Below are 12,459 nucleotides of genomic sequence, written 5' to 3' on the forward strand. Positions count from 1 at the left end.
CTTCGCTCCTTTTCACTGGCAAACGCGCTTGCTCGCAAGGACGATTAATCGTTCATATTTTTAAAAGCAATTTCCCTGAAGATATTCCACTTTAATTTGCCAAAAAAGAATAAAGTAGTACTTTTATGGATTGGTGAAATAAATTGGCTTTTTTGTATGAAGCAAGCATTCTTGATTGTTTTTGGTTATTTGTTTGTGTCTACGATAGCATTTGCCCAGGATTTTTCGGCGTTCGAAGCCAAGCAGTTCGTCCACCGTGGTGATACCTTGCCTTACCGGGTTTTGTACCCCGAGAACTACGACCCCGAGGGGAGCTATCCGGTGCTTTTCTTCCTGCACGGTGCCGGCGAGCGGGGCAACGACAACGAAAAGCAGCTCACCCATGGGGCGAAATTGTTTTTGGATGATAGCATCCGAAACGCCTTCCCGGCAATTGTGGTCTTCCCGCAATGCCCTAAGGATTCCTATTGGAGCAATGTGGATATCCAATCGCCCACCGAAGGCAGGCGTGAGTTTTATTTCCGGACCAAAGGCAAACCGTCTGTAGCCATGTCGTTATTCATCCGGCTGGCAAAACACATCCGTAAGCATGAGGCAGTAGATAAACAACGCCTCTACATCGGGGGCCTTTCTATGGGGGGCATGGGAACGTTCGAGGCACTGCGCCGCAAGCCCAAGTATTTTGCTGCTGCATTCGCCATTTGTGGTGGCGACAATACGGCCAACGTAAAGAAATATGCCCACGTACCGCTATGGATATTCCACGGCGAACAGGATAAGGTTGTACCGCCCACCCATTCGCACGCTATCGTGACCGAACTGAGGCGATTGGGAGCCAGCCCAAAGTCGACATTTTACCCTATGGCCAACCACAACAGTTGGGACAATGCCTTTGCCGAACCGGAACTACTGCCTTGGTTGTTTAGCCACGTCAATAATAAATAACCCGCTGTAACACTTGGCTGCCTGCACGGTCTAACCTTAAAACACGGTGTGAGATGTCGGTAAAAATGTCCAATCGGGAAAATGTCAAGCTATCGCTGCAATCGATAAGCAGCAATAAGCTACGTACATTCCTCACTGCCCTGATCATAGCAATTGGCATCACCGCGCTGGTGGGCATCCTCACCTCTATCGATGCCATCAAAAACTCGCTCACCGATTCGTTTTCGGCGATGGGCTCCAACTCGTTCAATATCCGCAACCGCGGGCTGAATATACGGATTGGCGGCAGCGGTACCCGCCCTAAGCAGTTCCCGCAAATCACGTATTACGAAGCCAAAGCTTTCAAGGATGAGTTCAGTTACCCTGCCGTGGTATCGTTGAGCACCTACGCGTCGTATGGCGGAACCGTGAAATACAAAAGTGAAAAAACAAACCCCAACATCAATGTACTGGGGGCCGACGAGAATTACCTGCAAACCGCGGGGTATAACCTGTCTTCCGGCCGCAACTTTTCCTTGCGCGAGGTCGAGTATGGCAGCAATGTGGTTATCGTCGGTTCGGAAATTGTAAAGCGGCTCTTCCAAAACGGCGAGGATCCACTCGACAAGATGATCCGCATCGGCAGTTCGCGGTACAAGATCATTGGTATATTGGAAGACAAAGGGTCGAGCGCCGGGTTCGGTGGCGACAAGGCCTGTATCATTCCGCTGGTTAAAGCCCGTGCCGTGATGGCCTTGGGTCGCCCCTCTTATACCATTACGGTGATGGCCGGAAACCCACAGCAAATCGAAATGGCTATCGGCGAGGCAACGGCATTGTTCCGAAACGTCCGCGGGGTAAGGGTAGGCCAGGAAACCAATTTCGAGATTACCAAAAGCGATGCGGTAGCGCAGATGCTTATCGAGAGCCTTACCTACGTTACCATCGGTGCGGTCGTCATCGCCTTGATCACACTGATCGGCGCTTCCATCGGCCTGATGAACATCATGTTGGTGTCTGTTACCGAGCGTACCCGTGAAATCGGTATCCGAAAAGCGATCGGCGCTACGCCGACTGTCATCCGCAAGCAATTCCTTACCGAAGCGGTGGTTATCTGCCTGATGGGCGGATTCGCCGGCATCTTCCTGGGCATACTTATCGGCAATATCCTCGCGGTCGTCATGGGTGCCAGCTTCATTATTCCCTGGAACTGGATGATCCTTGGCGTTGCCGTGTGTGTAGGCGTGGGGATGATTTCGGGGTACTATCCAGCTTCCAAGGCATCTCGGCTCGACCCGGTCGAAGCGCTACGGTACGAGTAGTCGTAAACTTGTGAGGTTGTGAGACTGTGAACTTGTGAGGCCTAAGCCATATACGTTTTCAAAAACTGAGCAGTATAGGTGTCGGCGTTGGCCACCATCTGCTCGGGGGTACCCTCAAAGATCAATTCGCCGCCCTTATCACCTCCCTCAGGACCGATATCGATAATCCAATCGGCACTTTTTATCATATCCATGTTATGCTCAATGACGAGGATACTGTTGCCCTGCGCAATCAGTGCATCGAACGATTTCAGCAGTTTTTTAATGTCGTGGAAATGCAGTCCGGTCGTGGGCTCGTCAAAAATGAACAACGTGCTCTTATTGGTGTTTCCTTTGATGAGGAACGAAGCCAGCTTGATGCGCTGGGCTTCGCCACCAGACAAGGTGCTCGATGATTGGCCCAACTTGACGTACCCCAGTCCCACGTCAGCCAGTGGCTGCAGCTTAGCCATGATCTTCGGCTGGTCGGCAAAAACGGCCAGCGCTTCTTCCACGCTGAGGTCGAGGATATCCGACACGTTCCTTTCCTTCCACGTCACGTCCAATACATGCTGCTTAAACCGCTTTCCACCGCAGGCCTCGCATGGCAGCACGATATCGGCCATAAATTGCATCTCGATCTTCACCTCACCCTCGCCTTGGCACACGTCGCACCGCCCCCCTTCTATATTGAATGAAAACGCGGCAGGCTTCAACCCAGCGGCCTTGGCGGTCGATTGTGCGCTGTAGAGCGCCCGGATCTCGTCCCACGCTTTGACATAGGTTACCGGATTTGAGCGCGATGAACGCCCAATCGGGTTCTGGTCGACCAATTCAACCTGCTCAATCCGCTGGATGTCGCCATCTATTCCATCGTAAAGTCCGGTTTGCTCGCCAGAATAGTTGCCCAGCGCCTTCTGCAATGCCGGATACAGAATCCGCTTCACGAGTGACGTTTTGCCCGACCCGGATACGCCTGTAACTACCGTAAACACGTTGAGTGGAACGCGCACGTCGATACCTTTGAGGTTATTCTCCCGGGCTCCTTTAATGAGAATCGCGTCGTGCCATTTACGTCGGCTAGCTGGCAGCGAAATCTGCTCCTTACCACTTAGGTACCTTCCCGTGAGGCTGGCCTCATCGTGCAGAATATCGTTGTAGGTGCCTGCAAATACGAGCTCTCCGCCATTGACCCCAGCTTCGGGCCCGATGTCGATCAGGTGGTCGGCCGCTTGCATCATTTCTTGCTCATGCTCCACCACCAGCACGGTGTTGCCCACGTTGCGCAGCGATTTCAACACGCCGATGAGTCGTTGGGTATCGCGGGGGTGCAGGCCGATGCTGGGCTCGTCCAGTACGTAGATAGATCCTACCAACGAGCTGCCGAGCGAAGTGGCCAGGTTGATCCGCTGTGATTCGCCCCCCGAGAGCGTGTTTGACAGCCGGTTCAACGTCAGGTAACTCAGGCCAACGTCGGTGAGGAATTGCAAGCGATTATTGATCTCTGTCAGCAGCCGTGTAGCGATTTTCGCTTCATTCTCCGTTAGTTCGAGTTGTTGGAAGAACGCGAGGGCAACATCCAAGGGCATCAGTACGACGTCCGAGATGGACTTTCCGTTTACCTTCACATACGTTGCATCTTGGCGAAGGCGGGTGCCGTGGCATTCGGGACAGTTGGTTTTTCCCCGATACCGGGAAAGCATCACGCGGTACTGGATTTTATAGGTCTGCTCTTCGAGCTCGATAAAAAACTGATTCAACCCCTGGAAATGGCTGTTCCCGGTCCACAACAATTCCTTCTGTGCAGCCGTAAGGTCGGCATAAGCGCGGTGTATCGGAAAATCAAACTTCGTGGAGTTGCGGATAAGCCGCTGTAACCACTCGCCCATTTTTTCACCACGCCACGGAGCAATAGCCCCGTCGTATACCGACCGGCTTTTATCGGGCACCACCAAATCCGGATCGATACCGATAACCCGGCCATAACCTTCGCACCGCTTGCAAGCGCCATACGGGTTATTGAAACTGAAAAAATTGGGAATAGGTTCCTCAAACGCGATGCCGTCCAACGCAAAACGGTCCGAAAAGGTATGCACCGTCCCGTTCTCTTCGATGTAGCAGTCGCCCTTCCCTTCGAAAAATGCCGTCTGCACCGAGTCCGCTATCCGGTTTGCGGTGTCTTCTTCGCCGTCTACCGTGACGCGGTCGATGACAATGAGCAAATCGCCCGCTTTGGCTACCTTATTTTCAATGGTCGCATCTTCGAGCAGCGACTCGATCTTCTGCAGCGCTCCTTTGTAGAAAACGCGGACAAACCCTTTCTGCAATAGGATGGCCAGCTCTTCCTTCAGCTTGCGGTTATTGGTGGGATGTAAGGGCGCACTGATGGTTGCCGTACGGTCTGCATGCAGCGCGGTTACGAAGTTGGTCACCGAAGTTACCGTATCTTTCTTCACCTCTTCACCCGATACGGGCGAATAGGTCCTTCCGATACGGGCATAGAGCAGTTTCAGGTAATCGTATATTTCCGTCGACGTGCCCACCGTTGAGCGGGGGTTGCTGGTGATGACGCGCTGCTCTATAGCGATGGCCGGCGCGATGCCTTTGATGTAATCGACATCCGGCTTGCTCATCCGCCCCATAAATTGCCGGGCATACGAAGAAAGGCTCTCTACGTAACGGCGCTGGCCTTCGGCATAAAGGGTATCAAAAGCCAATGACGATTTCCCCGAGCCGGACATACCCGTAATAACCACCAGTTTGTTTTTTGGAATAGCCACGTCTACGTCCTTGAGGTTGTGTACACGTGCGCCTTTAATGATAATGTGGGTTTTGGGATCGAGCGTCGCTATATTCATATGCATAAATCTCCCCGTGATGATGGTGTGGGGCACACAAAAGTACGGATAATTTTTTTAGTATCAAGGCCTCAAAGGTGCATTTCAACGTCCGATTCTTTCACCCGGCCTGTAGCGTTCCCACGGATTGGTACGTTTTATGTTTGAGATAATTCCACCGGATTATGAAAGGACACACGCTATTGATCTCGGCTTGTTTAATTGCGCTGTACATCGGCTGCCAAAAGGAGCCGTTGACCTCACTTGTAGGGACTCACTGGCAGTTTATCCATTATGTCGATGCCGATGACCAGACGCTACATGCCTATCCCCGCGAATTAGAAAGTTATCAACTTATTTTCGATACAGACACTTCCCTTTCTCTTCCCAATGGCTGTAATTACCTTGAAGGGACCTACGGCATAAGAGAAGCCGGCGAGCTGTTCATCAGTTCTTTATGGCCGGGCACCAGCCTTGGCTGCGGGGATTTTGCCAATTGGGAATCGCGTATTGTCCGTGTATTGCAGCAGTCCGCGAGCTATGAAGCGAGCGCACAGACATTGGTCATCTCAAACGCCCAGGGGGAGCTGTATTTCAAACGAATCAAAAAATAAACAACGATATGAAACCGACTCATCTGATTTCCCTGCTGGCACTAGGTATACTCCTTTTCGCCCGATGTGAAAAAGCAGAAACGCCCGACCTATTAACCCAGCGCTGGGTAGACTCATTTGAAGAAGCTTCCGACGGTTACACCATTTTCAGACCAAGCCATTATAAAGATTTTCCGCTAAGCCGATTCCGCCAGACTTTCGAATTGCGCGACGACCGCGCCTGCTCCTACCTGGTATTGGCTCCGAATGATGCGCATTATGTCAATGAAGGAGTTTGGGAATACAATGGCGAGACCAATACCGTAAAAATCCGGCATGGTAAAACCATTATTTATAACTTCCAGATCATTAAATTGGCCCATGATCTCTTAAAAGTGAAAATGTTATGAACCCAAGATTTCGTTATATGCTCGTGGGGGCACTTTGTGCCATTATGTTCCAGACGTGCAAGAAAGCCCAGCCATCCGAAGAAATTGTAACCACCTACCAATGCGCCGTTAATTCTGTAGCCGGCCACCAAGACGACGCACTGGGCAAGTGGAAGCTTCTCAGCCATTGGACCGTGTTTTATAATCCCCATACGACCGATTATTCATGCGATGATATCATCTATGAATTTAAACGGGAAGGCGGGCTGACTGTTACCAGTACAGTTGACGAACCTTATGGCTATGCCGCTGGGGACTATCCTTTCGAGCTCAAAGCAAACGTCGCTCCGGAAGACGACAATATGTATTACACCTTACAGATCGGGGAGCATTCACCATGGCCAGCGACAATCGGGACTCGCGAAATGATACTCAGCCAAGCCTACCTCGATGGCCCTGTGTTGCATTTCGTGCGGATAGAATAGACAGACTGCGCAGCCTTACTGCTCCAATACTTCCCAAACCGGTTGCCCGATATTACCGTTCGGCTCCTCAATATGGAGCAAAGCGGCAATCGTCGATGCAATATCAGTCGAATGCGTTTCGCGGTTGGTCGTTCCGTGCTCGATGCCCCAGCCCATCATCACAAAGGGGATGTGGGCATCATAAGAAGCCCAAGTGCCGTGGGTGGTACCTCGCGAACGCGGCGATCCCGTATACCATTGTGGTTCCAGGATAATCTGGATACATCCACTGCGCTTGGGGTTGTAACCGTTGACGATACGTTCCCGGATACGTTCGGGAATACTGGATGCGCCGGCCTTTTCCATATCCGTTACGAATGCCACGCCATCCACGGTACGTAAGAACTTGACGGCCCGCTCTTTGATATCGTCCTCATCTAAATCATTGGCCTGTATGGTTTCGTAGTTGAGGTGTACTTGGTAGTTCATCAGGCTACGCACGATCTTCTCTTGTCCAAACTCCGCTTCAAGCACCTCGTTTAGGCCTGTCAATGCATTACGGTCATCGAAGTAACCGGCATTACCACGCTTGTCCATAAAAAACAGCGGGTTGTGGGAAGCGCCGTGGTCTGCGGTAAGAAACAGCGTGTACTCGCCCTTACCAACCTGCTTATCGAGGTAGTCGAAAAACGCCTCCAGTTCTTTATCGAGCCGCAAGTACGTGTCTTCGATTTCGATTGCGTTCACCGAAAATTTATGTCCCACGTAATCGGTCGACGAGAGGCTCACGCACAAGAAATCGGTAACGCCTTCGGAGTTATGTCCCAAGTCCTCGTGATTGATGGCCGCCTTCGCCAAATCTAAGGTAAGTGAGTTGCCGAAAGGCGTGGTGCTTATCAGCCCGAGGCCGTTATCCTTAACCAGTGCGCCTAGCTTCTTGGGGAATACCGGTGCCTCCTCCCCGCGGAAGGTGCCTTCATAGTGGTTGTCATCCGCAATGCTCTGCACATACGTATCGATGGGATAAAGCGTATTCCAGTCTTGCTGCAAATACTTTTCGGCAAGCTTTTTTTCGTTGAACTGCTGTACCCACTCCGGTAACTCCTTCATATAAAACGTGCTCGAAATCCAATTGCCCGAGCCGCCTTCAAACCAGTAGGCCGCGTCTGCAAAATGGCCTGCGGGCAGGATACCGCCACGGTCCTTGATGGCAATGCCAATGACTTTCGAACGGAAGTTAGTCGCCAGTTTGAGCTGGTCGGTGATGGTGGAGGAGAGCAGGTTCCGGGGCGACTGTTTACCCGCGCCTTTATCGGTACCTACACCGCTCACGTCATCGTCCTGTGTGCAGTACATCCGTTGCCCCGTCTGCTGGATGATGAAATCGTTCCCCGCAATGCCATGTATGGCGGGAACACTCCCCGTATATACGGTGCTATGGCCAATGGCTGTATAAGTGGGTACGTAAGGGATATAGGTGTTCTCGCAGGAAAAGCCTTCGCCCAGCAAACGCTTGAACCCGCCTTCGCCATAGCGTTCATAAAAACGGTACAGGTAATCCCAGCGCATCTGGTCAACCATCACGCCCACGACCAACTTGGGCCGTTCACCGGGTTTCTGTGCTTGGACATGCCCCATGAAAAGGCCAATGACAACCACAGCTAAAAATAACTTCTTTAATTTCATGTTGTTCTTGTTATGAATGGACCCGCGATTTGACGGGTATTGCGCGGCTAATTTAGTAATTCCTGATACCAAATCACAGGCGAATCGTAACAAGGTTGTTGCACGCAGCTCATCAAATGCGAAGAATCACCCCCCAGTTGGCATAGTCGGCCTGTACGCCGTGCAGATTGAGTGTGGATTGTATGCCGATGTTCGGCGTAAAATAATATCGGATACCGGTTACCCAATACCATTTGACGTTGTGGTAATTCCGATAATGCAGGTACTTACCGTACATGGCGTTGACAACGATCCGGCCCATGGTGAAATCGGCTCCCGCCGCTACGCCCCACCGGATGGGGTCGAGCGACGACCCATAATATTGGAAGGTCTCATCAAACCGGTCGGGATCAAATACGGTGTGGTAATAGACCACGTGCGATCCTGCCTTGAGGCTGATGGCCCGGTTGACGTAAAAGTTGTACCCGGCATACGCGCCCGAGCGGAAAAACTTCCCCTGCCGGTCGCGGTACCTGCCGCGAACACCGGCCCCGAACCAGACCTCGGCACTATTCCCTTCGATGTGGGGGTAGTTTTCGGGTTCATCTGCCTTAGCATCTGCATGGCCCACCGCCGTTTTTATTCCGATTGTCCCCGTGAGGGTGTTCCAACCCCCATTCGGCACCACCACACCACCGTTGGAATAATGTTGGATATGCCCGCCCGCCACAAGGCTGGTACTCGAGCTAACGGGTACTTCCAGGCTCAGTTCGCCGGTAATCATCAGGTTGACGTGGCTACCGATAGTCGACGTGGCCGGCTGCGTAAAAATATTTTCCGTAATGTAGGCCAGGCCCACACCGGGTGTAGCCAACAGCCTGGCCTTGCCTAATTTCAAAAGCTGCAAGTCGACCTCTGCCAACGCCCCGAACGCCTGCCCCCCCGAATAGGCTACCCCATCTACGGTTTCTTTCATGTTATTTAGGCTGTGCCACGTAACGCCAAACGACACGTTCTTGGCGTTGAGCACGCGTACCCATTCTTTGCCGGTATGTGCCACATTCTTGTCGTAGCTGATATGCAGGCCATATAGGTAGTTCTCTTTCCGGTTGGGGTTATCCGAATTGACGTCCACCCCATATTGTGCCTTTACGGAAACGGCGTGCTTTGATCGGTCCAGCTGGGCGGTGGTGGTACGGGGTTGCATCAGGGCAAGCGAGAGCAACCCGAGCAGGATGGTTGATTGGGACCTTAATACGGTAAAACGGTAAATCATTGGAAAAAATCAGTTTGCAAGCGCTAACAAATCAAATGTAGGCGCAAACTTAACCATTTACGGCCAATATTTCTAGCCTGCTAAGCTATCGGTTTTTCGGCTTACGGCCATTTTTCGCACGGCAGCTGCTATGGCGGGGGCATCATACCCACATTGGGCCCACAATTCCCGCTGTTCGCCATGCTCGATGACCTGATCTGGCATACCCAAGCGCACCATGTTGGCTTGGTAACCGTGATCGGCCATGAACTCCAGCACCGCACTGCCCATACCACCTTGCACACATCCATCCTCCACGGTAATGACTTTTTTGAATTTTCCGAAGACCTCGTGCAGCAGCGCTTCATCCAGCGGCTTCACGAACCGCAGGTCGTAATGGGCAGGGAATATCCCTTCTTCGTTGAGCACCATGCGGGCGTTTACCACCTCATTGCCGATGTGCCCAATGCTCAACAGGGCAACCTCTTCGCCATCGCACAGTTTGCGGCCTTCGCCCACATTGATCGATTGAAACGCCCGGCGCCAATCGGGCATAACGCCCTGGCCCCGCGGATACCGGATGACAAACGGGCCCGCGCCTTCCTGCTGTGCGGTGTACATGAGGTTACGCAGCTCCTCCTCGTTCATTGGGGCCGAAACGGTAAGGTTGGGAATGCAGCGCATGTAGGCCAAATCATAGGCGCCATGGTGCGTGGGGCCGTCGGCACCGGCTATGCCTGCCCGGTCGAGACAGAATACCACGTGCAGGTTCTGGATGGCCACATCGTGTATTACCTGGTCATAAGCCCGCTGCATGAAGCTCGAGTAGATGTTGCAAAAGGGAACCATCCCCTGGGTGGCCAGGCCGGCGGAAAACGTGACCGCATGCTGTTCGGCAATACCAACATCAAACGCGCGGTTGGGCATGGCTTTCATCATGATGTTCATGGACGAACCCGACGGCATAGCCGGTGTAACCCCCATAATCCGGTCATTTTTACCAGCCAACTCCACCAGGGTGTGTCCGAACACCTCCTGGTATTTCGGGGCCACCGGCTTGTCGCTTTTGGATTTCTTGATTTCACCGGTGATTTTGTCAAACAGGCCCGGTGCATGCCAGGTGGTCTGGTCTTTTTCGGCCAGCGCATACCCTTTTCCTTTCACGGTTACGCAATGCAGCAGTTTGGGACCAGGAATACCTTTCAGGTCATCAATTGTATTGACCAACCGCTTTACATCGTGCCCGTCTACCGGACCGAAGTAGCGGAAGTTGAGCGACTCGAACAGGTTACTGTTTTTGAGCAGCGTTCCTTTGATGCTCTTTTCTATTTTCTTGGCCACGCCCAGCGCGTCCGGCCCAAGCTCCGAGATTTTGGTGAGTACGTGAACGATATCGTCCCTAAACCGGTTCCAGGGCCGTGAGGTGGTAATGCTGGTCAGGTACTCCTTCAATGCCCCCACATTCGGATCGATCGACATGCAGTTGTCATTGAGGATCACCAACAGGTTCGATTTTTCGATGCCCGCGTGGTTAAGCGCTTCAAACGCCATTCCTGCGGTCATCGCCCCGTCGCCGATCACGGCCACGTGCTGACGATCAGTCTCTCCTTTGTAGTTTGATGCCACAGCCATCCCCAACGCGGCGGAAATAGATGTGGATGAGTGGCCCACGCCGAACGCATCGTATTCGCTCTCGCCTCGTTTTGGAAAGCCACTGATGCCCCCCAATACGCGGTTCGTATGGAAATCGTCGCGCCTGCCCGTGAGGATTTTATGGCCATACGCTTGATGCCCCACATCCCATACCAATTGGTCATAAGGTGTGTTGAGCACGTAATGCAGGGCCACGGTCAATTCCACGACACCTAAGCTGGCAGCAAAATGCCCGCCATGTGCCGACACCGTGTCAATGATGTACTGGCGCAGCTCGCCACACAGCGCTACCAACTCAGTTTGACTCAGTTGCTTTACGTCCGCGGGTGTGTTTATTTTCTTCAGCAGTTCTCCGGCGTCAATATCCATAGTGTCCGGTTTGGAAAATCGATACAAAGTAACTAATAATTATTGATATGGGGTGCCTGAATTTCGTACACGCCATATACCTACCATTTCGTAAAAGGTGAACAACAGTACAGCCGGATTGTTTAGTAGCCTATGCGCGGCAAATATGGCTGCGAAATGTTACCTTTGGATGGTATGCAGGCCAATGGATATGAAATAAAGCTACCGCAGTTTGAGGGACCCTTTGACTTATTGCTGTTTTTCATCGAACGCGACGAATTGAATATCCACGATATTCCCATTGCGAAGATTACCACCGACTTCCTCGATTACCTGCTGCGTGCACAGGCCCTCAATATGGAACTGGCGAGCGAGTTTATCTTCGTAGCGGCTACCTTGATGCGCATCAAGGCCAAAATGCTGTTGCCCAGACCAGAGCTCGATGAAGCGGGCAACGAGATCGATCCGAAGCAGGACCTCGTACGGAGGCTGATCCTATATAAGCAGTTCAAAGAGGTCTCCGAACAATTGCGGCCCTTGGAAGAGGGACGGCTCCAACAAGCTAAGCGAGGGAACATCATCGCCGATTTACACATCGCAGGCGATCATGCCGACCAGGGCGAGGAGCTCACCACGTTTGATCTCTATAAACTCCTGATGGTTTATGAGCGGGCGATGGATCGCTACACGTCATGCAGTAACGAGGTTCGCCATACCGTGGTGAAATATCCGTATACCATCGAACAACAGAAAGAAGCCATCGCGTCATTGATAGCCATCAATGAAAAGCTGGATTTCAACGCCGTCGTAAAACACTCGGAAAATAAGGTGCAGTTTGTCTACAATTTCTTAGCCATACTGGAAATGCTGCAACAGCAGCTGCTCGAACTGCAAAGCGGATTGGGTTACAACAACTTTTGGGTTACGGCGAGGAAAGACAGCCCGGGTATTTCCAATTAACCGGTATCAGCGTAATTTGTCGGAAATATACAATGCGGAGCCGTCCGGCCCGGTTAATTTTGTCTATTAT

Annotated in this window: 10 protein-coding genes; 6 read left to right on the plus strand and 4 right to left on the minus strand. The window is 52.1% G+C overall.

Translation table 11 applies throughout. From position 1 onward, the window contains the following. The first annotated feature begins 156 nt into the window (after positions 1-156). Together U9S71_RS17745 and U9S71_RS17750 are read left to right on the plus strand one after the other, a co-directional pair. On the plus strand, positions 157-945 hold the full coding sequence (locus U9S71_RS17745) for a carboxylesterase family protein (protein ID WP_326329037.1): 789 nt from the start codon (positions 157-159) through the stop codon (positions 943-945). A 53-nt stretch (positions 946-998) separates the two neighbouring features. After that, on the plus strand, positions 999-2,246 hold the full coding sequence (locus U9S71_RS17750) for an ABC transporter permease (RefSeq protein ID WP_326329038.1): 1,248 nt from the start codon (positions 999-1,001) through the stop codon (positions 2,244-2,246). A 41-nt stretch (positions 2,247-2,287) separates the two neighbouring features. Here U9S71_RS17750 and uvrA read toward each other — a convergent pair whose 3' ends face one another. Next, positions 2,288-5,089, minus strand: a complete 2,802-nt coding sequence (gene uvrA / locus U9S71_RS17755; RefSeq protein WP_436410337.1) for an excinuclease ABC subunit UvrA — start codon at positions 5,087-5,089, stop codon at positions 2,288-2,290. A 158-nt stretch (positions 5,090-5,247) separates the two neighbouring features. Between uvrA and U9S71_RS17760 the strand changes: the two genes are divergently transcribed. From U9S71_RS17760 to U9S71_RS17770, 3 genes are read left to right on the plus strand one after another with little or no spacing between them, the layout of a single operon-like run. Continuing rightward, positions 5,248-5,676, plus strand: coding sequence for an META domain-containing protein (locus U9S71_RS17760; protein ID WP_326329040.1), 429 nt, complete (start codon positions 5,248-5,250; stop codon positions 5,674-5,676). Between the two features lie 8 nt (positions 5,677-5,684). After that, a complete protein-coding gene (locus U9S71_RS17765) occupies positions 5,685-6,065 on the plus strand; it encodes a hypothetical protein (protein ID WP_326329041.1) in 381 nt (126 codons plus the stop codon). Further along, positions 6,062-6,529, plus strand: coding sequence for a hypothetical protein (locus tag U9S71_RS17770; protein ID WP_326329042.1), 468 nt, complete (start codon positions 6,062-6,064; stop codon positions 6,527-6,529). The genes U9S71_RS17765 and U9S71_RS17770 overlap by 4 nt, the downstream gene beginning before the upstream one ends. A 15-nt stretch (positions 6,530-6,544) precedes the next feature. On the opposite strand, the gene pafA is transcribed toward U9S71_RS17770, so the two are convergent. The 3 genes from pafA to dxs form a co-directional block, all read right to left on the minus strand. Next, the gene (pafA, locus tag U9S71_RS17775; protein WP_326329043.1) at positions 6,545-8,194 is read right to left on the minus strand and encodes an alkaline phosphatase PafA; all 1,650 of its coding nucleotides are present in this window, start codon (positions 8,192-8,194) and stop codon (positions 6,545-6,547) included. Between the two features lie 112 nt (positions 8,195-8,306). Beyond that, positions 8,307-9,449: an acyloxyacyl hydrolase gene (locus tag U9S71_RS17780; RefSeq protein ID WP_326329044.1), complete on the minus strand. Its 1,143-nt coding sequence runs from the start codon at positions 9,447-9,449 to the stop codon at positions 8,307-8,309. A gap of 72 nt (positions 9,450-9,521) precedes the next feature. Beyond that, positions 9,522-11,450 (minus strand): 1-deoxy-D-xylulose-5-phosphate synthase, encoded by a 1,929-nt coding sequence (dxs, locus tag U9S71_RS17785; RefSeq protein ID WP_326329045.1) that lies wholly within the window; start codon positions 11,448-11,450, stop codon positions 9,522-9,524. Positions 11,451-11,606: 156 nt separating this feature from the next. Here dxs and U9S71_RS17790 point away from each other — a divergent pair, with 156 nt between their 5' ends. Next, positions 11,607-12,389, plus strand: a complete 783-nt coding sequence (locus U9S71_RS17790; protein ID WP_436410338.1) for a segregation and condensation protein A — start codon at positions 11,607-11,609, stop codon at positions 12,387-12,389. Positions 12,390-12,459: the final 70 nt, after the last annotated feature.

This window comes from Parapedobacter flavus, assembly GCF_035818675.1.
Lineage (GTDB): Bacteria > Bacteroidota > Bacteroidia > Sphingobacteriales > Sphingobacteriaceae > Parapedobacter > Parapedobacter flavus.